This window comes from Streptosporangium sp. NPDC006930 (assembly GCF_040635605.1).
Classification (GTDB): Bacteria; Actinomycetota; Actinomycetes; order Streptosporangiales; family Streptosporangiaceae; genus Streptosporangium.
Genome location: NZ_JBEYID010000011.1, coordinates 157,311 through 184,021 on the forward strand (window position 1 = coordinate 157,311; position 26,711 = coordinate 184,021).

5 protein-coding genes are annotated in these 26,711 nt (G+C 73.1%); all 5 read left to right on the forward strand.

The window, feature by feature from the left end; translation table 11 throughout:
- Positions 1 to 212 precede the first annotated feature (212 nt).
- Positions 213 to 1,241, forward strand: a complete 1,029-nt coding sequence (gntD, locus tag ABZ664_RS20890; RefSeq protein ID WP_362512058.1) for a guanitoxin biosynthesis L-enduracididine beta-hydroxylase GntD — start codon at positions 213 to 215, stop codon at positions 1,239 to 1,241.
- Between the two features lie 164 nt (positions 1,242 to 1,405).
- Complete coding sequence (locus ABZ664_RS20895; protein WP_362512061.1) at positions 1,406 to 11,257, forward strand: amino acid adenylation domain-containing protein; 9,852 nt, start codon at positions 1,406 to 1,408, stop codon at positions 11,255 to 11,257.
- Positions 11,258 to 11,289: 32 nt separating this feature from the next.
- Positions 11,290 to 23,940, forward strand: coding sequence for an amino acid adenylation domain-containing protein (locus ABZ664_RS20900; RefSeq protein WP_362512064.1), 12,651 nt, complete (start codon positions 11,290 to 11,292; stop codon positions 23,938 to 23,940).
- A gap of 2 nt (positions 23,941 to 23,942) precedes the next feature.
- Complete coding sequence (locus ABZ664_RS20905) at positions 23,943 to 25,316, forward strand: serine hydrolase domain-containing protein (RefSeq protein ID WP_362512067.1); 1,374 nt, start codon at positions 23,943 to 23,945, stop codon at positions 25,314 to 25,316.
- 8 nt (positions 25,317 to 25,324) lie between these two features.
- A complete protein-coding gene (locus tag ABZ664_RS20910; protein WP_362512075.1) occupies positions 25,325 to 26,575 on the forward strand; it encodes an MFS transporter in 1,251 nt (416 codons plus the stop codon).
- Positions 26,576 to 26,711 lie beyond the last annotated feature (136 nt).

Sequence of the window (26,711 nt, forward strand, 5' to 3'; positions counted from 1 at the left end):
CACGGCGACGTGGGGGAAGGCCGATCCGGAGAATAGAACCTCCCATGACCGTAGCACGAGGACCGCGCTGACTGTGCTGTTTAGCCTCCAAGTCAAAGACGTTGAACCCGGCCCTCACGGTGATGGAGGCTCGATTAGGGCCGGGGACGAATAGCCGTCGCCGGGCGCGGTGATTCTCAACAAGCGATTGCCGTTGGCAGAGGGAGTTACTTGTGCTGGCACTACACCTGCGAAACGACGACGTAATGGCGATCGAAGAAGTCGTCCGCGAGCTCTCCCGGCGTTACGAGACGGTCGAGTCCGTCGATTTCCAGCGAGAGAGCCGGACGTACGCCGACGAGCTTCCCCGGCGTCTTCGCGCCGCGCTCAACGATTTCCGCCTCACCGAGCCGTCGGGAATCCTGGTGATCTCCGGGCTTCCCGTGGACGACGCGGGGATCGGCCCGACCCCCGCCGACTGGAAGAACAAGCCGGTGCCCTCGCCCACCATCGGGCAGGACATCGCGTTCTTCCTCATCGCGTCCCTGCTGGGGGACCCCATCGGGTGGGCGACGCAGCAGGGCGGATACATCATGCACGATGTCTTCCCCATCAAGGGGTACGAGCACGAGCAGATCGGCTGGAGCAGCGAGGAAACGCTCGTGTGGCACACCGAGGACGCCTTCCACCCGCTGCGCACCGACTATCTCGCACTGATGTGCCTGCGCAATCCCGACGGGGTCGAGACGACCTATGCCGACGTTTCCGACGTGCGTATCGACGATGATGTCCGCACCGTTCTCGCGCAGGAACGCTTCTATATTCTTCCGGACGACTCCCACCGTCCCGCCAATCGAGCTCCGGTGACCGACGACGACGCGAAAGTCGCGGATCTGCGGAAACGCAGTTATCGTCAGGTCGATCGGGCCCTGGATAATCCGGAGCCGGTGGCGGTTCTTTTCGGCGACCCCGACGAGCCGTATATCCGCGTCGACCCGCACTATATGGACGGGATTCAGGACGAGGACGCGGGGAAAGCGCTCGAGGCGTTCGGCGCGGCGATCGATTCCACGATGACCGGTGTCGTCCTCAAGCCCGGTGACATCTGCCTCATCGACAACTACAAGGCCGTCCACGGTCGTAAGCCCTTCAGTGCGCGCTTCGACGGGACGGACCGCTGGCTGCGCCGGCTGAACGTGACGAGGGACCTGCGCAAATCGCGGGAGTTCAGGCTGAGCGCCTCCTCCAGAGTCATCTACTAGCCCGTCGGCTCCGTCACCGGGCCGCCGAGGGCGCCACCCGGTCGCGGCCGGACCACCGCCGATCCGCCGCGGGACCGTCACCGGACGCCCTCGACCCACCCTCGATCCAACGTCGATCCACCGCCGGACCGCCACCGGACACGTCTTCGAAGGCAGGAGTCAGCGTGACTCACGACGCATCGTCCGTACGCGCGCCCGAGGGCGCCGCCGCACAGCCGTTCCCGGACACCGCCGGGCAGCCGGGAGACCGGGACCTGCTGGAGTTGTTCGCCGAGCGGGTGCGCCGCGCCCCCGAGGCGACGGCCGTCGCCTCGGGCGGGGAGTCGCTCGCCTACGGGCGGCTCGACGCCCGCGCCAACCAGCTCGCGCACCACCTCCGTGCCCGCGGTGTCGGCCCTGACACGCTCGTCGGTGTCTTCGCGGAGCGTGGCGTGGAGCTCGTCGTGGCGCTGCTGGGCGTGCTCAAGGCGGGTGGCGCCTACCTGCCGCTGGACCCGGACAACCCGCCAGGTCGCCTGGCGTTCGCCCTCGCCGACGCGGGCGCCGCCGCCGTCGTGACCCAGGCGCACCTGCGGGAGCGGCTGCCCACGACGTCCGCGCGAGTGGTCTGCCTGGACGGCGACGGGCCACTGATCGCGTCGCAGCCGGTCACCGCTCCCGGCTGCGAGGCGGGTCCGGCGAACCTGGCGTACGCGATCTACACCTCCGGTTCCACCGGCCGTCCCAAGGGTGTGCTGGTCGAGCGCCGCCAGCTCGCGAGCTACCTGGCGTGCTGCGAGCGCGACTACCCGGGACTGGCGGGAACGGCGCTGTTGCACACGTCGACGTCGTTCGACCTGACGGTGACCACGCTGTGGGGGCCTCTCGCGGCCGGAGGCAGGGTCGAGGTGGGCGAGCTGGACGGCGGTCGTCCCGGCGAGGTCCGGGAGCGGCCGTCCTTCCTGAAGATCACCCCCAGCCACCTGCCGATCCTGGAGAGCCTGCCCGAGGACCGCTCACCGGTCGCGGAACTGGTGATCGGCGGGGAGGCGCTGTGGGGCGAGGTGCTCGACCGGTGGCGGACGCGGCATCCCGGCGTGACGGTGGTCAACGAGTACGGCCCGACCGAGGCGACCGTCGGCTGCGTCTCCTTCAGGGTCGAACCGGGGGCCGGGCCGCTGTCCGGACCCGTCGCGATCGGCAGGCCGATGCGCGGCACGCGTGCCTACGCGCTCGACCGCTTCCTGAGGCCCGTTCCCGAGGGTGTGCCCGGAGAGCTGTACGTGGCCGGTGCCGGGCTGGCCCGCGGCTACCACGGCAGGCCGGACGCGACCGCCGAGCGGTTCGTCGCCGACCCGTACGGCGGGCCCGGCGAGCGGATGTACCGCACCGGCGACCTGGTGCGGCGCCTGCGCGGAGAGGACCTGGAGTACCTGGGGCGCACCGACGACCAGGTCAAGATCCGGGGGCACCGTGTCGAGCCCGGTGAGGTCGAGTCGGCGCTGGCCGGGCACCCCGGGGTCGCCCAGGTCGCCGTGGTGCCCTCGGGGGAGGGCTCGCCGGACACGCGCCTGCTCGCCTACTTCGTCCCGGCGGGTGAGACGGTTCCCGCGGCGGAACTGCGCGAGTTCCTGGCACGGACCCTTCCCGAGCACATGATCCCCTCGGTGTTCCTCGCCCTGGAACGGCTGCCGCTGGCGGCCGGCGGCAAGCTCGACCGCGCGGCGCTGCCGGCGCCGACACGGCAGGACGGCACCGACGCCGGCTACGGCGCACCGCGCGACGACAAGGAGAGGGCGATCGCCGAGATCTGGGCCGAGGTGCTCGGCCTCGACCGGGTCGGAGTGGAGGACGACTTCTTCGAACTCGGCGGCAACTCCCTGCTCGCCTTCCGGGTGCTCCCGCGGATCAGGGCGGCCCTCGGCGCGGAGCTTCCCGCCCGCGCCGTCTTCAAGTCGCGGACGATCGCCGCGCTGGCGGCGTCGGTCACCTCGGGCGGGGGAGAGGCGGGTGGCCTGGGCACGACGGAGGGCTCCGTCGTGCCGGTGTCCCGCGACCGGGACCTGCCGCTGTCCTTCCCCCAGCGACGGTTCTGGTTCTTCCACGAGTTCGACCCCGACGCCACCGAGTACAACGTCCGGTTCGGCTACCGGCTGCTCGGCGAGCTGGATCCCTCCGCGCTGGAGGCGGCCCTGCGCGGGCTCGTCGCGCGGCACGAGTCGCTGCGCACGACCATCTCCTCGACCGGCGGCGAGCCGTTGCAGGTGGTACACCCCGCCGGGCGTCTCGCGGTCCCGCTGGTCACGATGGACGCCTCAGGGTTGGGGGAGGAGGAACTGGATCGCCTGCTGCGTCGCGAGGTGAGCCGGCCCTTCGACCTGGCACGCGGACCCGTGCTCCGGATGGTCCTGCTGCGCAGGGCCGAGCGCGAGCACCTGCTGGTGCTGACCGTGCACCATTCGGTGATCGACGCCTGGTCGATGGGGGTGCTCGCCGACGAGCTGAGCGCGCTGTACGAGGCCGCAGGAAACGCCGCAGGTGAAGGTGCCGGAAGTGCCGCCGCGGACGATGCCGCGGATGCGGGCCGGGCCGGGCCGGCGCCGCTGGCCGTCCAGTACGCCGACTACGCCGTCTGGCAGCGGGAGCGGTGGACCGACGAGGCCCTTGAGGGGCAACTCGGCTACTGGAGGGAGCAACTCGCGGGGCTGTCGCCCCTCGAACTGCCCACCGACCGGCCACGTCCGGCGGTGCGATCCTCCGCCGGGGCGGCCCACCGCTTCACCCTGTCCCGCGAGCTCACCGCCGCGCTCAACGGGCTCGGCGCGCGCAACGACGCCACGCTGTTCATGACGTTGACCGCGGTCTGCAAGGTGCTGCTCGCCCGCCACTCCTCCCAGCGGGACATCGCGGTCGGCACCCCCATCTCCGGACGCGACCGCCCCGAACTGGAACCGCTCATCGGATGCTTCATCAACACCCTGGTGCTCCGGTCGGCGGTCGACGGGCGGGTGTCCTTCACCGAGTTCCTCGGCCGGGTGCGTGAGACGGTGCTCGGTGCCTTCGGCAACCAGGACGTCCCGTTCGAGCGCCTGGTGGACGAGCTGAGCGACGGGCGTGACCCGAGCCGTACCCCGCTGGTGCAGGCGATGGTGGCGCTGCAGAACGTACCGGAGAGGCGGCTGGAGTTCACCGGCGTGCGCACCGAGGGCTTCCGGCTCCCCCACGTGTCGTCGATCTTCGACCTCACACTGGAGTTCGTCGAGCGCGACGGCGCGCTCGACGTGATGATCGAGTACAGCACCGACCTGTTCGACCGCGCGACCGTCGAGCGCATGGCCGGCCACCTGCAGGTCCTGCTGACCGCCGTGACCGAGGATCCCGACCGGCCACTCGCCCGGCTGCCGCTGCTGACCGAGGCCGAGCGGCGGTCCGCGGCCGGGTGGAAAGGCGTGCTCAGGGAGCGCGGCGCGGACCTCCCCGTCCACCGCGCGTTCGCCGAGCGGGTGCGGCTGGCGCCGGACGCCGTCGCGTTGGAGCACGGGAGCGGGACGCTGACCTACGCCGAACTGGACGGACGTGCCAACCGGGTGGCCCGCCGCCTGCGCGCGCTCGGGGTCGGTCCCGGAGTGCCCGTCGTGGTGTGCGCGGAGCGCGGCCCGGAACTGGTCGCCGGCCTCCTCGGCGTGCTGAAGGCCGGTGGCGCGTACGTGCCGCTCGACCCCGAGACTCCGGCCGGTCGGCTCGGCTACGTGGTGGCGGACACCGGCGCGCGGGTCATACTGGTCGACCGCGCGACGGCGGCCACGGCCCGTGACCTGGACGCCCTCGACGCCGTGACCGTGCCGCTGGACGTCGTCGCGGCGCGGCCGGACACCGGAGGGCCGGGTGACGCCCACCGGCCGGTCACCGAGCCGCCAACCGAGCCCGACACCGTGGTGGACGGCGCGGACCTGGCCTACATCGTCTACACCTCCGGCTCCTCCGGCCGTCCCAAGGGCGTGATGGTCGAACACCGGAACCTGGCGGACCTGTGCGCCTGGCACAACGAGGCGTTCGAGGTGGTCCCCGGCGACCGGGCCTCCCAGGTCGCGTCGCTGGGATTCGACGCCGCCGTGTGGGAACTGTGGCCCTACCTCTGCGCCGGTGCCAGGGTGGCGCTGCCGGACCGGGAGACGCTGGACGACTCGGCCGCACTGGTGGAGTGGTTCGCCCGGATGGGCACCACGATCTGCTTCCTGCCGACCCCCAGACTGGACGCGGTCCTGGACGAGACCGCCCTCACGGGCACCCGGCTGCGCACGATCCTGACCGGCGGGGACGTTCTCCGCCGCCGCCCGCGTCACGGGACGACGTACCGGCTGGTCAACAACTACGGTCCCACCGAGGCCACGGTCGTGGCCACCGCGGGTGAGGTCGCGCACCGCGACGCCGGGCGAGCCGGGGCGCTGCCCCCCATCGGCTCGCCCGTCGCCAACACCGCGGCGTACGTCCTGGACGACTACGCCAACCCGGTGCCCGTGGGGGTCGCGGGGGAGCTCTATCTCGCGGGTGCGGGACTGGCCAGGGGCTATCTGAACAGGCCGGACCTGACCGCCGAGCGGTTCGTCGCCGATCCCTTCGGGGCCCCCGGCGGCCGGATGTACCGTACCGGGGACCTCGTCCGCCGGTTGCCCGGAGGCGACCTGGAGTATCTCGGCCGCACCGACCAGCAGGTGAAGATCCGGGGCTTCCGGGTGGAGCCCGGGGAGATCGAGAGCGCGCTGCAGGGTCACCCCGGCGTGGCCGAGGCCGTCGTCGTGGCCACCACGGCCAGGCCGGGCCACGATCGTCTGGCGCTGACGGGATACGTGGTCCCCGCGGGAGACGCCCGGCCCGACCCGGACGGGCTGCGCGCCTTCGCGGCCTCGATCCTGCCGGACCACATGGTGCCCGCCGCGATCGTCGTCCTTGAGGAGTTCCCGCTGACCGCGCGGGGCAAGGTGGACCGCGCGGCACTGCCGGAGCCCGGCGCCGCCGGGCGCCAGAACGGTGGCTACGTCCCGCCGGGCGACCCCGTGCAGCGGGAACTTGCCGTGATCTGGGCCGAGGTGCTGGGCGTCGACCGGGTCGGTGTCGAGGACGGTTTCTTCGCCCTCGGCGGCGACTCCATCCTCGCCATCCAGCTCGTGTCCAGGGCCCGCGCGGCCGGGCTGCGATTCACCTCCAGGGACCTGTTCCGCCGGCAGACGATCGCCGCGCTGAGCCCGCACGTGACCGAGGCGCGCGGCACCACGACCATCGGCGGGCCTGGGAACGCGGCGGGCGCCACCGCGGGCGGTAGGGCACCGCTGACGCCCATCCAGCACTTCCTCTTCGAGAGATTCACCGTCCCCGAGGTGTTCAACCAGTTCGTCACCGTGGAACTCGCCGGCGACGTCGACGAGACGGCGCTGCGGGCGGCGGTCGCGGCGTTGGTCGAGCGGCACGACGCGCTGCGGGCACGCTTCGAGACCTCCACAGGAGGCGGGGGCGGCTGGTCACAGCGGGTCGTCCCCGCCGAGGACGGGGAGATCCTGCGCCTGGCGGACCTGTCCGGCCTCACCGGCGCGGAGCTGGACGCCGCGGTGGAGCGGGAGACGGCGTCCGCGCAGGCCCGCGTCGACTTCGGCGCAGGACCGCTGGTCGCCGCCGTGCTGTTCAGGACCGGGCGCGGGCCGCGGCTGCTGCTGACCGCCCACCACCTCGTGGTGGACGGTGTGTCGTGGCGCATCCTGCTGGAGGACCTGCGCACCGCGTACGGCCAGGTGCTCCGGGGAGAGAGCGTCGACCTGGGCCCCGTCACGACCTCGTTCCAGGACTGGAGCCTGCGACTGGCCGAGCATGTCCGGGCCGGTGGATTCGACGACGAACTGGACCACTGGGCCGAGGTGAGCCGCGAGGGCACCGCCGCGGACCTGCCTCTCGACGGGCCCCTCGGCGGGTCCTTCCGCGAACTCCTCGCCCGTCCCTCCGGCGGCAGCCCTTCCGAGACGCCCTCCGCAGGACAACTCGGCGAGGCGCGGCAGGCGCCTCCCGGGGGCGGGCGCGGGCTCAACACCGTGGAGAGCACCCGTGAGGTCTCCGTCGAGCTGGACGAGGCCACCACCCGGGCCCTGCTGCGCGAGGTCCCCGACGTCTACCGCACCGAGATCACCGACGTGCTGCTGGCGGCCCTCGCCCGCGTCGTCTCCGGATGGACCGGGCGCGACCGCCTCCTGCTCGGGCTGGAGGGCCACGGACGCGAGGAGATCCTCCCCGACGTGGACCTCACGCGCACGGTCGGGTGGTTCACCAGCTACTTCCCCCTGGCTCTGGAGGTCCCCGGCGACGACGAACCGGGCGTTCTCCTCAAGGCGATCAAGGAGCAGGTGCGGGCGGTCCCCCGGCGCGGGCTGGGGTACGGCGCGTTGCGCTACCGGGACGGTTCCCCGCTCGCGGGAGACCCGGTCCCCCAGATCTGCCTCAACTACCTCGGCCGGTTCGACACCGAGGCCGCGGAAGACGACCTCTACCGCGAGATCTCCGGTATCGAGCTGTTCCAGGACCCGCGCGACAACCGCCCGCACGTACTCGACGTCGTCGGCTCCGTCAGATCCGGGCGACTCCAGGTCACCTGGTACTACTCGCCCGATCTGCACCGGCCCGCCACCGTCGAGCGGCTGGCCCACGAGTTCGCCGCGACCGTGGAACGGATCGTCCGGCACTGCGCCGAGCCGGGCGCGGGCGGACGCACCCCCTCGGACTTCCCGCTGGCCCGGCTCGACCAGGCGAGCCTCGACGCGCTGGTCGGCACCGGCCGGACCGTGACGGACGTCTACCCCCTGACCCCCACCCAGAGCGGCATGCTCTTCGACGGTCTGATGGCACCGGGCTCGGACGTCTACACGGCCCGGTTCGAGATGGTGGTCGAGGGGGTCACCGACCCCGAGGCGCTCGGCGAGGCATGGCGGCTCGTCGCGAAGCGGACCCCGGTCCTGCGCACCTCCGTCGCGTGGGAGGGGCTCGACCATCCGCTACAGATCGTCCACCGGCGGGCGCGGCCTCCGGTGGCCCACCACGACTGGCGCGACCTGCCGGAGGCGGAGCGGCGGCTCGAACTGGAGCGGCTGTTCACCCGGGACAGGGAGGCCGGGCTGGACCTCACCGCGCCCCCGCTCACCCGGCTGGCGATCATCCGGCTCGACGACACCCGGGTACGGGTCCTGTGGACCCTGCACCACATCCTGCTGGACGGGTGGAGCGTCCACCGGCTGCTCGCGGACGTGCTCTCCTGCTACGCCGCGCGCGTCGAGGGACGTGACTGGCGGCCCGAGGCGCGCCGGCCCTTCCGCGACCACGTCGAGTGGCTACTCGGCCGGGACGAGGCGGCCGCCGAGACGTACTGGCGCGGGACGCTCGCCGGGTTCACCGAGCCGACACCCCTGCCGTACGACCGCCCGCCCACCCCGGACCACCGGCCCCGCGCGGCCGGGCGGGTGAACGTGAGGCTGCCGGCCGCGGTCTCGCGGAGGCTCGCCGAACACGCCAGGCACGGGGGGATCACGCTGAACACCCTCGTGCAGGGCGCCTGGGGGATCCTGCTGTCCCGCTACGGCGGCGCCCCCGACATCTGCTTCGGCGCGACGGTCTCCGGCCGTCCCGCGGACCTGGCGGGCGCGGAGTCAATGATCGGCATCTTCATCGAGACGCTGCCGGTCCGGGTCGTCGTGGACGAGAGGGCGCCCCTCGTGCCGTGGCTGCGCGAGCTGCAGGAGGAACAGGCGCGGGCGCGCGAGCACGACGCCGTGTCGCTGCCCCAGGTGCGCTCCTGGAGTGAGTTGCCGCCCGGCGCGCGACTCTTCGACAGCATCGTGGTCTTCGAGAACTACCCGGTCGACCACGCCCCGGCCACCGCCGCCGGAGTGCGGCTGCGCGACGTCGACGCCGCCGAGGTGAACGGCCACCCCCTCAACCTGGTCGTCTACCCGGGGGAGGAGCTGTCCTTCGTGCTGCTCCACGACGAGGCACTGTTCGACCCCGCCACGGTGCGGCGCCTCGGGGAGAACCTGGCCGCGTTGCTGGAGGAGATCGCGGCCGACCCGGAGCGGAACATCCGGTCGCTGCCCTCGCAGTCGCCGCGCGAGCGCCGCCGGATGCTGGTGGAGTGGAACGACACGGCCGGAGACGTCCCCGGATCGTGCGTTCACCGGCTGTTCGCCGACCGGGCGCGCGCGGTCCCCGACGAGGTGGCCGTGGTGTCGGAGAGCGAGACTCTCACGTACGCGGACCTGGACGAGCGCTCCGACAGGCTGGCGCGTCACCTGGCGTCCCTGGGGGTGGCCGAGGAGTCGCGGGTGGCGGTGTTCCAGGTCCGCTCGGCCGACGCGTTGGTCTCGATGCTCGCCGTGCTCAAGGCCGGGGGCGCCTACGTCCCGCTGCACCCGAGCTACCCGCCCGACCGGCTGCGCTGGATCCTGCGGGACACCGAGGCGGTGGCGGTGCTGACGGACCGGGCGACGGTCTCGCAGACCGCCGGGATCACCGGGCCGGGGTCCGCGGGCGGCGACACGATCCACAAGGTTCCCCCGGTGGTCGTGGTGGACGGCGACGAGGTCCTGGACGGACCCCCGCTCGGGGAACGGGCCGTCGGGGACCCCGACCGGCTGGCATACGTGATGTACACCTCCGGCTCGACCGGGGTGCCCAAGGGCGTGGCGGTCACCCACCGCAACATCGTGAGCCTGGCCGCGGACCGCCGGTGGCGCTCGGGAGGGCACGAGCGTGTCCTGTTCCACTCCCCGCACGCCTTCGACGCCGCCACCTACGAGATGTGGGTACCGCTGCTGGCCGGTGGCCGGGTGGTGGTCGCCGAGGGCGAACTGGACGCGAGGAGCGTGTCGCGGCTGGTCGCCGCGCACGGGGTCACCGGGATGTTCCTCACCACGGCGCTGTTCAACCTCTTCGCCGAGGAGCTGCCCGGATGCTTCGCCGGGCTGCGTGAGGTGTGGACGGGAGGTGAGGCCGCTTCGCCGGCGGCGTTCCTGCGGGTGATGGAGCACTGCCCGGAGACGGCGGTCCACCACGTCTACGGCCCCACGGAGACCACGACCTTCGCCACCTGCCGCGAGATGACGCCGAGGCTCGCCGGCGCGGGTGCCGCGCCGATCGGCCGCCCGATGGACGGTATGCGCGTCTACGTGCTGGACCACGACCTCGCGCCCGTGCCGCCCGGCGCTCCCGGCGAGCTGTATCTCGCGGGAAGCGGCCTGGCCAGGGGATATCTCGGCCGGCCCGCGCTCACCGCGGAACGGTTCGTCGCCGACCCGTTCGGTACGGGGGGCCGCCTGTACCGCACCGGCGACAGGGTCCGCTGGAGCGCGAACGGCGGGGGAGGGGACGGCGGTGACGGCTGGGACATCGAGTTCCTCGGCCGGGCCGACGACCAGGTGAAGATCCGCGGGTTCCGCATCGAGACGGGCGAGGTCGAGGCCGCGCTGCACGCCCGCCCCGACGTGGCCGAGGCGGTGGTCGTCGCCCGTGAGGAGGCCGCCGGGCGCAGGTACCTCGTGGGCTACGTGGTGCCGGCCGCAGGACACACCCCGCCCTCCCCGGCCGAGTTGGCAGGGGCGCTGGCCGAGCGGCTCCCCTCCTACGCGGTCCCCTCCGCGTTCGTCTCCCTGGAGCGGCTGCCGCTGAACGCCAACGGCAAGGTGGACCGCCGGGCGCTGCCGGAGCCGGAGGCGAGGGGAGGCGCGAGCGCCGGCTACGTGGCTCCGCGCGACCCGACCGAGGAGGCCCTTGTCCGAATCTGGGCGGAAGTGCTGGCGGTCGAGCGGGTCGGGGTGCACGACGACTTCTTCGACCTGGGCGGTGACTCCATCACCAGCCTGCGGGTGGCCTCCAGGGCGCGGCGCGCGTTCGACGTCGAGATCTCCCCGAGGGAGCTCTTCGCCGCCCCGACCGTCGCCGCCCTGGCGGAGGTCCTTCAGGACAGGATCCTGGCGTCCTTCGAACAGATCGCCCAGAGCCGGAACTCGTGACCAGGCCAGCCGACCCCGAAAGGGAGAACGCCATGAACGCCCCTTCTTCGCGCGACGGCCGCGTGGCCGCCCTGCCCGCGCACCTGCGCGAGGCGATGCGACGGCGGCTGGCCGGTGAGAGCCCGGCCTCCCCGGAGGTTGAGGAGATCCCGCGCACCCCGCCCGGAGGGACGTCGCCGCAGTCACCCGCCCAGCAGCGGCTCTGGTTCAGGTACGAGATGGAGCCGGAGAGCGCCGAGTACATCGTCCCTCTGGTGCTCCGGCTCACCGGCGACCTGGACGTCGGCGTGCTCAGGCTCGCCGTCGACCGCCTGGTGGAGCGGCACGAGTCGCTGCGCACCACCTTCGACTCGGTGAACGGCCTGGGCGTGCAGACCGTGCGTCCCGCCGCGCCGGTGCCGATCCAGGTCACCGAGGCGCGCGTACCTCACGGGGGCGACCGCGAGGCCCCGCTGCGCGAGTGGCTGCTGCGGGAGGCGGGGCGCCCCTTCGACCTGCGCCGGGGGCCGGTGTTCCGGGCCGGCCTGCTCAGGTTCGGCCCCGACGAGCACGTGCTCGCCCTCAGCACGCACCACATCGCCACCGACGGCTGGTCCATGGGCGTCTTCGCCGACGAGCTGAACGCGCTGTACGCGGCCGAGATCAGGGGCGAGCCGTCGCCGTTGCCGCCGCTGCCGCTGCGCTACGCCGACTTCGCCTCCTGGCAGCGGGACCGCGTGTCCGGCACGGCGCTCGACGGCCGGATCGCCCACTGGCGCGAGCGGCTCGACGGGCTCGCCCCGCTCGACCTGCCCACCGACCGGCCGCGGCCGCCGGTCAGGTCCTCCGCGGGCGCGGCCCACGTCTTCGAGGTGCCCTCCGACGTGGTGTCGCGGCTGCGGGAGGTGGGCCGCGGGCACGGCGCCACCCTGTTCATGACCCTGGTCGCCGGGGTGCAGATCCTGCTCGCGCGCTACTCGGGGCAGCGGGACGTCGCGGTCGCCACCGCGACCAGCGGCCGTAACCGGGTCGAACTGGAGAAGTTGATCGGCTTCTTCGTCAACACCCTGGTGCTGCGCTGCCAGGTCGACGAGTCCGTGCCGTTCACCACCTTCCTCGGTACGGCCCGTTCCACCGTGCTGGACGCCTTCGACAACGACGAGGTGCCCTTCCAGCGACTCGTGGAGGCCCTGCGGCCCGAGCGCGACCCCAGCCGGCTCCCGCTCGCCGAGGTCGCGGTCAACCTGCAGAACGCGCCCGGGGGGAGGGTCGAGCTGCCGGGCGTACAGGTCGAGGAGATCCGCCCGCCGGTGCTGGTGGCGCCCATGGACCTCTCGTTCGACTTCTACGAGCGCGACGGCGCGCTCGTCACCCACCTCGGGTACGGTACGGACCTGTTCGAGGCGGAGACCGCCGAGCGGATGGCCGCTCATCTGCTGACGCTCCTGTCGGCGATCGCGGACGCTCCCGAGCGGCCGATCGCCGACCTTCCCCTCCTGGACGCCGCCGAGTACCGCCTGCTGACCGACACGTGGTGCGGCGAGGGCGGCGGTCCCGAGCCGCGTACGGTCTCCGAGATGTTCGCCGAGCAGGTCACGGCTCACCCCTCGGCCGTCGCCGTCGTCCACGCCGGGCGGAGCCTCACCTACGGCGAACTGGACGAACGGGCGGACCGGCTGGCCCGGCTGCTGGCGAGCCGGGGCGCCGGGCCGGAACGCATCGTCGGGGTCGCCGTTCCCCGGTCGGCCGAGACCGTCGTCGCGATCCTCGCCGTCCTGAAGAGCGGTGCCGCGTACCTGCCGCTCGACCTGGACTACCCCGCGGAACGCGTCCGGACGATGGTGGAGGACGCCGAGCCGATCCTCACCCTGACCACCGCGGAGGAGGTGGACCGGCTGCCGGCGGGGACTCCCCTTCTCGTGCTGGACGCGCCGGAGACCGCCCTCGCCCTGGCGCACGCGGCTCCTCCGGACCGGACGGGGGAGATCCGCCAGAACCCCGCGCATCCCGCCTATGTGATCTACACCTCCGGCTCCACCGGCCGCCCCAAGGCGGTCGCGGTCCCCCACACCGGCCTGTACGACATGGTGCTCACCCAGCGCGAGCGACTGGGCGCGGGCCCGGGGACGCGGGTGTTGCAGTTCGCCTCCTTCAGTTTCGACGGGGCCTTCTGGGAGCTGATGTTCGCTCTCCTGTCCGGTGGCACGCTGGTCGTCGCCACCTCCGAGGAGCGGGCGCCCGGGCCTCCGCTCGCCGAGCTGATCGCCAGGGAGGGGCTCACCCACCTCACCCTGCCCCCGACCGCGCTGACCGTGCTGCCCGGCGACGCCGTCCCCGACGGTACGGTCCTGGTCGTCGCGGGCGAGGCCTGTCCTCCGGGGCTGGTGCGGACCTGGTCGGCCGGACGGCGGATGTTCAACGGCTACGGACCGACCGAGTCCACGATCGGCGCCACCATGACCCAGGCGCTCACCCCCGGTGACGGCCGCACGGGGACGGTGCCCATCGGCCGCCCGTTTCGCAGCGTCCGCGCCTACGTGCTGGACGAGCGGCTGCGGCCGGTGCCCGTGGGGGTCCCCGGCGAGCTGTACCTCGCCGGGCCCCGCCTGGCCCGCGGGTACCTGCGCCGCCCCGGGCTGACCGGCGAACGTTTCGTCGCCGACCCGTACGGCCCGCCGGGCACCCGCATGTACCGCACCGGCGACCGTGCGCGCCGACTGCCCGGCGGCGAGTTGGAGTACGCGGGCCGCACCGACGACCAGGTCAAGATCAGAGGCTTCCGGGTCGAACTCGGCGAGGTCGAGGCCGTCCTCGCCGGGCACCCCGGCGTGGAGGAGGCGGCGGTGGCGGTCAGGTCCGGCGCCCGGGACGACCGGCGTCTGGTCGCCTACCTCGTTCCCGCCCCCTCCGGCGCCCCCGACCTGGCGGAGCTGCGCGCCTTCCTGCGTGCCACGCTGCCCGAGCACATGGTGCCCTCGGCGTTCGTCGTACTGGAACGCCTGCCGGTGACCGTCAACGGCAAGGTGGACCGGCGGGCGCTGCCCGCGCCGACCGGGGATCGCGAGGCCGGGACCCGCTACGTCGAGCCCCGCACGCCCGCCGAGAGGATCCTCGCCGAGGTCTGGTCCGAACTGCTCGGTGTGGACCGGGTGGGTGTGGGGGACAACTTCTTCGACCTCGGCGGCGACTCCATCCTGGGCCTGCGGGTCGTGGCCCGCGCCCGCGAGGCCGGGCTGCGCGTGACGGCCAAGCAGACCTTCCTGCGCCAGACCGTCGCCGAGCTGGCCGCGGAGGCGGTCGCGGAGGAACCGCGGCGCGCCGAGCGGCGAACGGTGTCGGGGGAGGTACCGCTCACCCCCGTCCAGCACTGGTTCTTCGAGAACCTCACCGAGAGTGTGGACCGGTTCAACCAGGCGGTGTTCCTCGAACTCGCCGAGGAACCCGACGAGGAGGCGCTGCGCGCGGCCCTGACCGCGCTGCTCGCCCACCACGACGCCCTGCGCCTGCGCGTCGTGCGCGAGGGCGGCCGGTGGCGGCAGTACAACGCCACCGCGCAGGACGGCGACCCGCTGCGGCGGATCGACCTGTCGGGAATCGGCGACGCCGACCGGGAGGCGCGGATGCGCGAGGCCGTGCTGGCCGCGCAGGAGGGATTCCGGCTGGACACCGGCCCCCTGTTCAGGGCGCTGCTCTTCGTGCTCGGCGAGGGGCGCCGTCCCCGGCTGTTCCTGGTGGCCCACCATCTCGTGGTCGACGCCGTCTCCTGGCAGATCCTGCTGCCCGACCTGGAGGACGCCTACCGGCAGGCCGAGGCGGGCCACGACGTCCGGCTCCCCGCCAAGACGACCTCCTTCCAGGAGTGGGCACGGCGTCTCGCCGACCACGTGGCGGCGGGTGGCCTCGACCACGAGCTGGACCACTGGACCCGCCTGGACGAGGCCGCGACCGGGGTCGCCGCGCTGCCGGTGGACATCGCCGACCGGAACACCGGGCACGCCGAGAACCCGGGGCACGCCGGGCACGCCGGGCACGCCGGGCACGCTGGGCACGCTGAAAACACTGTCGCGTCCATGCGCACCGTGACCGCGCGCCTGGGCGCGGAGAGCACCCGGGCCCTGCTGCGCGACGTTCCCGAGGTCTACCGGACCCAGATCAACGACGTGCTGCTCGCGGCGCTGGGCAGGGTGCTGTGCGAGTGGACCGGCGAGGACACCGCCCTGGTCGAGGTGGAGGGGCACGGCCGCGCCGATCTGTTCCCCGACGTCGATCTCTCACGGACCGTCGGTTGGTTCACCACCGTCTTCCCCGTCGCGTTGAGCCTCCCCGCGGAGCCCGGCTGGGGGGAGACGCTCAAGTCGGTCAAGGAGCAGCTTCGCGCGGTGCCGGGCCACGGACTGGGGTACGGCGCGCTGCGCCACCTCGGCGCGCCCGGCCGCGTGCCGGGCGCGGGCCGCGGCCCCGAGGTGGGGTTCAACTACCTTGGGCGGCTCGACACCGAGTCCGGCGGGCGTGGAGGGCTTGTCGCCGGGCGGCTTCCCCACCCTGGCGCCGAGCGGAGCCCCGAGCAGGTCAGGCGGCATCTGCTGGAGATCACCGGGTTCGTCGACGGCGACGAGCTGGAGTTCCGCTGGACCTACTCCGCCGCCGTCCACCACGAGGAGACCGTCGAGGCGCTGGCGGCGCGGATGACGTCCGCCCTGGAAGGGATCGTCGGACACTGCGCGGAGCCGGGCGCGGGCGGCTGCACTCCCTCCGACTTCCCGCTCGCCGCGCTCGATCAGGCCACGGTGGACAGGCTGGCCGGGGACGGCCGGTTCGTGGAGGACGTCTACCCGCTGACCCCCATGCAGAGCGGCATGCTCTTCCACTCGCTGGCCGAGCCCGACGCCGACATCTACGCCGGTCACTTCTCGATGGTGCTGGAGGGGGTCACCGACCCGGAGAGGCTGGCCGAGGCCTGGCAGCGGGTCGTCGACCGCACGCCCGCCCTGCGTACGGCGGTGATCTGGGAGGGTGTCCCCGAGCCCGTGCAGGTCGTCCGCCGGGGTGTGCGGGTCCCCGTCACCCATCACGACCTTCGCGACCTGCCGGAACCCGAGCGGCGGGAAGCGGTGCGGAGGCTGTGGGAAAGCCGTGCCGAGCGGCGGCTGGACCTGGGCGTCGCTCCGCTGACCCGGCTGGACCTCGTACGGCTGTCGGGCACCGAGGTGCAGGTCCTGTGGGCCGCGCACCACATGACGCTGGACGGCTGGAGCTCCTCGCACGTGCTGTCGGAGGTGTTCGAGCAGTACGCGGCCCTCGTCGGCGGGCACGCGAGGGCGGTGACGTCCCGCCCGCCGTACCGGGACTACGTCGGGTGGCTGGCGCGCCAGGACCGGGCCGAGGCGGAGGGGCACTGGCGGGAGGTGCTCGCGGGCATGACCGCGCCGACCCCGCTGCCGTTCGACCGGCCGGTGGCGCGGGCACACGGAGCGCGCTCCTCCAGGGAGATCCGGCTGCGGCTGCCGAGGGAACTGTCCGGCAGACTGTACGAGTGCGCCAGGCACGCCCGGCTGACCGTCAACACCCTGGTGCAGGGCGCGTGGGCGCTGTTGCTGTCCCGCTACGGCGGAGGTCGGGACGTCTGCTTCGGGGCGACGGTCTCCGGCCGCCCCGCCGGGCTCCCCGGCTCGGAGTCGATCATCGGGCTGTTCGTCGGCGTCATACCCGTCAGGATCGACGTGGACGGCGCCGAACGGGTGACGTCCTGGCTGCGGCGTCTCCAGGACGCGCAGGCCGGATCCCGCGAGTACGAGTACCTGTCGATGGCGCAGATCCACGCGTGCGCCGACGTGCCCAGGGGCACCAACCTGTTCGACAGCGTCGTGGTGTTCGAGAACTACCCGTACGACCCCGACGCGGCGGCCAGGCACGGGCTGCGCGTGCGCGACCACCGGGGTGACGAGCAGACCAACTACCCGCTCACCCTCACCGCCCACGCGGCGGAGGAGCTGACCCTGGCACTGGGGTACGACCCCGCCTCGTTCGACGAGCCCACCGTGGAACGCATGGCCGGTCACCTGGAGACGGTCCTCGGCGCGATCGCCGCGGACCCGGCGAGCCCGGTGGCGGACCTGCCCCTGCTCACCGCGTCCGAGAGGGAGCGGTTCCTGGGGGAGTGGAACGGCCCCGTCGTGGAGTTCCCGCCCGCCGGGTGCGTCCACGAACTGTTCACCGAGAGGGCCGCTCTCACCCCGGACGCCGTCGCCGTCAGCTGCGGTGAGGACGCGCTGACCTTCGCCGATCTGGAAGGGCGGGCCAACCGGCTGGCCCACCGCCTGGTGGAGACGGGGGTGGCTCCCGGCATGTTGGTGGGGGTGTGCGTCGAGCGCGGCGTGGACGCGATGGTCGCGCTGCTGGGGGTGCTGAAGGCGGGGGGCGCGTTCGTGCCGCTCGATCCCGGATACCCGCCCGCGATGCTGGCGACGATGCTGCGGGACGCGTCGGCGCCGGTGGTGGTGACCCAGGAGCGGCTGTTGGAGCGGCTCGCGCCGTCCACCTCGTCCTCGTTCGCAGCTGAGACGCACCCGATGTCCGTCGTGTGCCTGGACCGGGACCGGGCCGCCCTCGACCGGCTGCCCGCGTCGCCGCCGGACGTCGCCGTGACACCGGCCGACCTGGCCTACGTCGTCTACACCTCGGGATCCACCGGCCGCCCGAAGGGCGTGATGGTCGAGCACCGCAACGTCCACCACATGGTGCGCGCCTGGGACGCCCGCTACGGCCTGTCCGGTACGCGGCCACGCTCCCTGTCGGTGTCGAGCCTGTCGGTGGACCTGTTCTTCGGCGACTTCCTGCTGTCCGCCCTGTTCGGCGGGACGATGGAAGTGTGCCCGGCCGAGGCGGTGGCGGACCCGCCCGTCCTGCTGGAGATCCTGGCCCGCACCGGCGCGGAGATCCTGGTGACGGTCCCGTCGCTGGCCAGAGCCCTCGTCCAGGAGGCCGGGCGGCGCGGAGTGCGGCTCGACTCGCTGCGCGTCCTCATGGTCGGCTCCGAAGGCTGGCCCGCGGGAGACGCCGAGGAGGTGCTGCGCGGGGTGGGGCGGGACACCGTGGTCGTCAACGCCTACGGCGCCACCGAGACGACCGTGGACTCCACGGTCTTCCAGCTCGGCGGCGACCCCGTGGGAGACGCCGCCTTCGTGCCCATCGGGCGCCCGCTGGTCAACACCCCCGTTTACGTGCTGGACGGGGAGATGCGTCCGGTGCCGCTCGGTGTCGCCGGAGAGCTCCACATCGGCGGCGACGGGGTGGCGCGGGGTTACTGGAACCGCGCGGAGCTGTCCGCGGAGCGGTTCACGAAGGACCCGTTCGCCCCCGGCGGCCAGGGCCGGATGTACCGCACCGGAGACCTGGTGCGCCGCCGCGCGGACGGGAACCTGGAGTTCCTGGGCCGGGTCGACGACCAGGTCAAGATCAGGGGCTTCCGTGTGGAACTGGGCGAGATCGAGTCGGCCCTGGCCCGTCACCCCCGCGTCGCCGCCGCGGCGGTCGCCGCCTGGGAGGACGCCCCGGGACGTCTCCGACTGGTCGGCTACGCGGTGCCCTCGGGGGAGGAGGTGGACGCGGCGGAGCTCAAGGCCTTCCTCACCGGAATCCTTCCCGGGCACGCCGTGCCGTCCGCGTTCGTGACCCTGAAGGCGCTGCCGCTGAACCCGAGCGGGACGGTGAACCGCCGGGCGCTGCCCGACCCCGGCAGGGCCGCCGACACCGGCACGGTGTACGTCGCCCCGCGCGACGCGACCGAACGCACGCTGGCCGCCATCTGGGCCGAGGTGCTCCAGGTGGACCTCGCCCGGGTCGGGGTGGACGACAACTTCTTCGACCTCGGCGGCGACTCGATCCTCAGCATCCAGATCATCTCGCGGGTCCGGGCCGCCTTCGGCTCGGCGCCGCCACCCCGGCAGCTCTTCGACACGCCGACCGTCGCGACGCTCGCCCCGCTGCTCCGTGCCGGCGTCCCCGGCGACGGGCCGGACACGATCGGGGTGGTGGACCGCGACGACGACCTCCCGCTCTCGTTCGCCCAGCAGCGCCTGTGGTTCCTCGACGCGTTCGATCCAGAGGGCACCGGATACAACACGGTCCTCGCGCTGCGGCTCCGCGGCGAGCTGGACCTCGACGCGGCGTCGGCCGCCCTGCGGAGGCTGGTGCGGCGGCACGAGTCGCTGCGCACCACGTTCGGCGACGTCGAGGGCCGGGGCTTCCAGACGATCCACCCGCTCTCCGAACCCGTTTCCAGGGCGGCCTCGGGGGCGGTCCTCGAATCGGTCGATCTGCGGGGGACGCCGACGGGGCAGCGCGAGGCCGGGATGTGGCGGCGCCTGGAGGAGGAGGCGTCACGCCCCTTCGACCTGCGGCGGGGTCCGCTGTTCCGTGCCGTGCTGATCCGTCTCGACGACGCCGACCAGGTACTGGCGCTGCTCATGCACCACATCGTGACCGACGGCTGGTCGATGGGAGTGCTCGCCGAGGACTTCGCCGCCTTCTACTCCATCGAGACGAACGGCTCCGCCGGATCCGGTGGCGAGCGAAGGGAGCCGGCACCGCTTCCCGTACGGTACGCCGACTTCGCCGCCTGGCAGCGGGAACGGCTGGAGGGGCCGGCACTCGACGAGCACCTCGGCTACTGGAGGCGGCGGCTCGACGGGATGGTCTCGCCGGCGCTGCCCGTGGACCGGCCGCGGCCCGCCGTACGCGCCTCCGCGGGCGCGACGCACACGATGGAGATACCGCCCGAGGTCGTGGACCGGCTGCGGGCCGTCGCGCGCGGGCACGACGCCACCCTGTTCATGGTCCTGACCGCCGCCACACAGGTGCTGCTCGCCCGTTACTGCGGCCAGCAGGACGTCGCGGTGGGAACGGCGACCTCCGGCCGTAACAGGACCGAGCTGGAGGGACTGGTCGGGTTCTTCGTCAACACCGTGGTGCTGAGGTCCCGGGTGGAGGAGTCCTCCTCCTTCGGCGAGCTGCTCTCGCAGGTCCGCGCGACGGTGCTGGAGGCGTTCACCCACGACGACGTCCCGTTCGAGCGGCTCGTGGAGGTCATGCGGCCCGAGCGGGACCCCAGCCGCACCCCTCTGGTCGAGGTCATGGTGGTGCTGGAGAACACCCCGACGGGGGAGACGGACCTGCCGGGAATCCACGTCGAGGCGCTGCCCGTCACGAGCGGGGAGGTCAGCCACGACCTGATCGTGAACTTCTACGAGCAGCGGGGCGCGCTGACCGTGGCCGTCGCCTACAGCACGGGCCTGTTCGACGAGACCACGATCGAGCGCATGACCAGGCACCTGGCGATGCTCCTCGACGCCGTCGCGGCCGACCCTGGACGCCGGCTTTCCGAGGTGCGTCTGCTGACCAGCGCCGAGCGCGAGCGATCGCTGGTGAAGTGGAACGACACCGACCGCGAGATGCCTTTCGCCGACCTGTCCCGCCTCTTCGAGGACCAGGCGGCGGCCACCCCGGACGCGACCGCGCTGGTCTGCGAGGACGTCACGCTCACGTACGCGGATCTGGACGAGCGCGCCGACCGGCTCGCCCACCTGCTGCGCTCGCGGGGCGCCGGCCCCGAGACCCTGGTGGGGCTGGCGTTACCCCGGACGGCGGACCTGGTGGTGGCGATGCTCGCGGTGCTCAAGTCGGGCGCGGCCTACCTGCCTCTCGACCTGGAACACCCACGTGAGCGTGTGGCGTTCGTGCTCGGCGACGCCGCTCCGGCGCTGCTGCTGACCGGCGGCCCGGAGCCCGAGGCCCTGGCGGACATCTTCGAGGCGGTGCCCCGGGTCTCCCTCGACGACCCCGAGGTCCTCGCCGCGCCGGACACCCGCCCCACCGGCGGGTTCCGCCCCGAGTTCCACCCGGACAGCGCGGCCTACACCATCTACACCTCCGGCTCCACCGGCAGGCCCAAGGGAGTGGTGGTCTCCCGGGGCAACCTGCGCAACTTCCTGGTGGACATGCGGGATCGGTTCGGTCTCGGCTCCCGCGACCGCCTGCTGGCGATGACGACGGTCGGGTTCGACATCGCGGGCCTGGAACTGTTCGTGCCGCTGATCAGCGGTGCGGCCGTGGTCCTGGCCGGGCGCGACCTGGTCCACGACCCGCGGCGGCTGCGGCGGGTCGTCGCGGAGGAGTCCGTGACGGTCATCCAGGCCACGCCCAGCCTGTGGCGGGCGGCCGTCGAAGAGGCCGGTCAGGTCCTCGGGGACGTGCGCGTTCTCGTCGGCGGGGAGGCGCTGCCGCCGGACCTGGCGAGGGCGCTGGCGGGGTCGGCGCGGTCGGTGACCAACCTGTACGGGCCGACGGAGACCACGATCTGGTCCACCGCGGCGGCGGTCGAGGCCGGGGACGCGGCGGCGGCCATCGGCGTGCCGATCGCCAACACCAGGGTGTACGTGCTGGACCGCTTCTGCCAGCCGGTGCCTCCCGGCGTGCCCGGGGAGCTGTACATCGCGGGGGACGGTGTGGCCCGCGGCTACCTGGGTCGCCCCGCGCTGACCGCGGAGCGGTTCGTGGCCGACCCGTTCGGCCCCGCCGGCGCGCGGATGTACCGCACGGGCGACGTGGTCCGGTGGCGGGCCGACGGCGTGCTGGTGTTCGTGGGCAGGGTCGACGACCAGGTGAAGATCCGCGGGTTCCGGATCGAGCTCGGTGAGATCGAGAGCGTCCTGCTCGCACACCCGGGCGTCGCGTCCGCGGTGGTGGTGGTCAGGGAGGACAGACCGGGCGACCGGCGGCTGGCGGCGTACCTGGTGCCCGCGGGGGAGACGCCGCCGACCGCCGCTGAACTGCGCGAACACACCGGTCGGTCCCTGCCGGGTTACATGGTGCCCGCCTTCTTCGTCCCGCTGGAGGAGCTTCCGCTGACGTCGAGCGGGAAGGCCGACCGGCGCGCGCTGCCCGCTCCCGAGGAGGTGGCCTCAAGCGCCGGTCGCGTCGCCCCGCGCGACGCGACCGAGCTGTCGCTGGCCGGGATCTGGGCCGAGGTCCTCGGTGTCGAGGTGGACCGGATCGGAGTGGAGGACAACTTCTTCGACCTCGGCGGTGACTCGCTGCTGACCATGCAGGTCATCCACAGGGCCAGACGAGCCGGGCTGCGCGTCTCACCGAGGGACCTGTTCCTGAACCAGACCGTGGCGCGGCTCGCGACCGCGACGGGACCGGGGAAGGCAGCCGGCGCGCGGGTGTCGGGCCCGGCTCCCCTCACCCCCGGCCAGCGCGAGTTCGTCCAGACGCACGGGCCGTCCCCGCACCGCCTCGCCCGGCCCCTGCTCGTCGAACTGGCCGAGGACACCGCGGAGGAGGGATTGCGCGCGGCCCTGGCCGCGCTGGTGGCACGGCACGACGCGCTGCGCTCGCGCTTCGGGTACGCGGACGGTTCCTGGTGGCAGCACGCCGCGCCACCGGAGGCCGGCGGCGACCCGCTACGCCGGTTCGACCTCTCCGACGTCGCGGGACCCGGAACACGGGAGGCGGAGAGGCCCGGTGCGCGCGCGGTCACGAGGTCCGGTGGGCGGATGGCGGCGGACGGGGGACGGGGTGTGGACGCGCGAGAGGTCGTGGACCGGTTCGCGGCCGGTGAGACCGCTCGCGGCCTCGATCCGGGCGGGTCGCCGCTACGGGCCTCGCTGCTCGATCTCGGGCCGGGAAGGCGGCCGTGGCTGTGCCTCACGGTCCACCCGCTGGCGGTCGACGCGCGATCCTGGCGGATCCTGCTCGACGACCTGGAGCGGGCCTACCGGCAGTGGGCGGCCGGAACGCCGGTGGACCTGGGGCCGGAGCCCTTCCCCTTCCATCGCTGGGCCGGCCTGCTGGCCGGATACACCTCCGAGGGAGGATTCACCGAGGAGATGGCGTACTGGACGACGTTGCCCGAGGCCGTGCCGCTGCCCGTCCCCACGTCGCCGCCCGCGGCCTCCGGGCGCGTGTCCGTCTCCCTGGAGGAGCATGAGACCCGGTTGCTCCTGCGCACGGCGCCCTCGGCGTTCCGCGCGGGGATCGGGGAGGTGCTGCTCGGCGCGCTGACGTGGGTGCTGTGCCGCTGGACGGGCGGTGACAGTGTGCTGATCGAGCTGGAGGGCCACGGCAGAGGGGAGATCTTCGACGAGGCCGACCTGTCCCGCACCGCAGGCCGGTTCGCCACCACCTTCCCCGTCGTGCTCGGCGCGCGCGGCGTTCCCGCAGCCTCCGCGGTCCCGGACTCTCCCGGCGGCTCCGGCCGCAGGGACGTCCCCGGTGTCGCCGGCGAGGGCAGGCCCGACTGGCCGGCGATCGTCAGGGCCGTCCGCGCACGGCTCCGCGCCGTTCCCGGCGACGGCCTGGGCTACGGAGCGCTGCGCCATCTCACCCCGGCGGGATCACCGGCCCCCGAACCTTCCGGGGGGAACCGGCGAGGGGTGGCCTTCGCCTTTCACGAGCAGCCCGATCCCGGCGAGAGCGTCCTGTATCGCTCGTTTCTTTCGGCGTCGCCCGCCGACGGGCCGGGTGCCCGACCGCTGGAGGTCGCCGCCTCGGTGGCGGACGGCAGGCTGAGGTTCGACTGGAGCCACGCGGCCGGCGCGTACGACGATGCCACGGTCACGGGACTGGCGGAGGACCTCGTGGCCGCGCTGCGCGCCGTCGCCGTACATCTCGACCGGGTCGCCGGCCAGATGGAAGGGGAGTGAACATGGACATCGACCTTCCCGCGCTGCTGGCGGGACTGGCCCGCGAGCATCGCGTACCGGGGGCGCAACTCGCCGTGCACCACGCGGGCGAGACCGTCACCGCCGAGATCGGCGAGGAGACGTACGGGTCCGGCGAACCGGTCACCCGCAGGTCGGCCTTCCCGCTCGGCTCGCTGACCAAGCCCTTCACCGCGACGCTGGTGATGGCGCTGGCGGGCGGCGGGGACATCGACCTCGACGCGCCGCTGGCCGAATACGTCCCCGAGGTGGGACCCGGCGGGAGGATGACGCCGCGGGGACTGCTCAGCCACACCGGCGGGCTGGCCTCCAACATCGACGAGGGCGGGGAGCACTCCGAGGTCCGGCGCCGCTGGGTGGCCCGGCACTGCCGCGAGTCCGCTGCCGTGCATCCGCCGGGGACCGTCTTCTCCTACTCCAACATCGGCTACATCCTGGCGGGACACCTCGTCGAGGTGGTCACCGGGATGAGCTGGTGGGAGGCGACGGAGGCGATCCTTCTGAAGCCGTTGGACATCGCGCCGGCGTTCGTCGTCGGCCCGCCCTCGGGGTTCCGGCCGCAGGCGACCGGGCACACCGTGCGGCAGGGGCGCGACCGGCCACTGCCGGTCACCGGGCAGACCCTGCCGAAGGTGGCGGCGCCGAGCGCGGGGCTCGCCCTCGGCGCCGCCGACCTGGTCACGTTCGCACGTTCGCATCTCGGCGCCCTCTCGCTCCAAGCGGCGATCGACCGTGACTGCGCCCGCGAGATGCGCCGCGACCAGCTCACGGACGTGAAAGCGGGGCCGTTCGGCATGGCCGACTCCTGGGGGCTCGGCTGGGCGATATACCGCGACGCCGGGACCGACTGGTTCGGACACGACGGCACGGGTGAGGGAACCTCCTGCCACCTGCGGTTCGAAGAGGCCGCTGGGACCGTGGTCGCGCTGACGACGAACGCGGCCACCGGAGTGGCGCTCTGGGAGGACCTGCTGGAAGAGCTGCGTCCGGCAGGACGGGCCGTGGGAGGCCGTGGCCTGTCTCGGCCTCCGGAGCCGGGGCCGCGGACGCCGGGGTCGCCGGAGTGCGCGGGCCGGTACGTCAACGGGGAGATGGAGTTCACGGTCGTCGCGGACGGCGCGGGCGGGCTCGGTCTGACGACGAACGCGGCGGAGCGGTTCGAGCTGACCTGCTTCGAGGGACTGCGCTTCACGATGCGAGAACCCACGGGCGGGCGCACCACCTACACCGGCCGGTTCCTGCGCGACCCGGAGACGGGAGGGGTCGATCTCGTCCAGGTCGCCGGTCGGCTGGCCAGGCGGGCGCGTGACGACGGCAGCGCTCTCGCCGCCCTCGCCGCCCCCGGCGAGGGGGGCTGACACCGCAGATGGGGACCGTACGGGTACCGGCGGGGAACGTGGGCGGTGGCGGGCCGGTCCGCCTGTCCCGCAACCGGAACTACAACATCCTGTGGACCAGTCAGCTGTTCTCCGAGCTGGGCAGCGAGATCACCTTCGTCTCCTTCCCGCTGCTCATCCTGGCCATGTCGGGCTCGCCGCTGGACATGGGCCTGGCGTCGTCGGTGCTCGCGACGGCGCACATGGTGGCGAACGTGCCTGCCGGGGTGGTCGCCGACCGGTGGGATCGCAAGAAGGTCATGCTGCTGTGCCACGGCGTCCGTGCCCTCGCGATGGGCAGCGTGGCCGTGACGCTGCTGCTGGGCACGTACAGTTTCCCGCACATCCTGCTGGTCGCCGCCGTGGAGGGCTTCTTCAGCTCGGTTTTCCAGCCGGCCGAGCAGGCCGCGCTCCCCCAGGTGGTGCCCGAGTCACAGCTGTCGCTGGCGATCGCCCGCAACACCGCGCGGCCCTTCATCGCCACCCTGCTCGGTCCCGCCCTGGCGGGCTTCCTGTTCGCCCTGCACCACACGGTGCCCTTCGGCGTCGATGCGATCATGCTCGGAGCCTCCTTCTTCACACTGCTGTTCCTGCGCCTGCCGCGACAGGCGGTCGCGGCGGGTCCGCCGAGCGGATGGGGGGCCGGGAGCGGTGTCGCCGAGGGGTTCCGCTGGGTGCTGGGACACCGGGTCATCAGGATGACGCTGGTGTGGATGGGCCTGTCCAACCTCGTCTTCGGCGCGCTCGTCATCATCGTCCTGGCGATGACGGGTGAGGGGGTGAGCGCGGGAGAGGTGGGCCTGACGATGGCGTGCATCGGCGCGGGCGGCCTGCTGGGAGCCCTGTCCGCGGCCCGCCTGCACGCGGCACTCCCGGCGCCCGTGACCATCATCGGGTTTCCGCTCGTCGCCGCCGTGATGACCGCACTGATGGCGGTCGTGCCGAACGGCATCCTTCTCGGGGTGCTCCTCGGCGGTGCCGCGTTCCTCGCCCCGGTCGCGAACACCACGGTTCTCACCTACCAGCTCACGGTCACCCCCGACCACCTGCGCGGCCGTCTCTCCGGCATCGCGGGGCTCTTCTCCGGGGGGGCCGCAGCCCTGGGACCGATGGTCGGAGGCCTCCTCATGACGGCCGGTGGCTCGACCGCCGTACTGGTCTGCGCGATCGGCCTGGCTCTCGTCGCGGCGGGTACGGTGCTCAGCCCGACGCTGCGCCGGTTCCCGGCGGGGAAGCGCTGAAATTTTCATCCGGTACGACAGGTGTTCGCACAGGTCAGCGCCTCGGGAAGTGAGGCGTCGGTGACGGGGACTACAGCGGGACGGGCGCGCCACCTATGGTGGGAGCGCTCCCATGCCTCCCTCGAAGGAGCCGATC

What these genes read in the sequence shown, in the direction of transcription:
- ABZ664_RS20905 (WP_362512067.1), top strand. Translation starts at nt 23,943, where the DNA reads ATGGACATCGACCTTCCCGCGCTGCTGGCGGGACTGGCCCGCGAGCAT.
- ABZ664_RS20900 (WP_362512064.1), top strand. Translation starts at nt 11,290, where the DNA reads ATGAACGCCCCTTCTTCGCGCGACGGCCGCGTGGCCGCCCTGCCCGCG.
- ABZ664_RS20910 (WP_362512075.1), top strand. Translation starts at nt 25,325, where the DNA reads ATGGGGACCGTACGGGTACCGGCGGGGAACGTGGGCGGTGGCGGGCCG.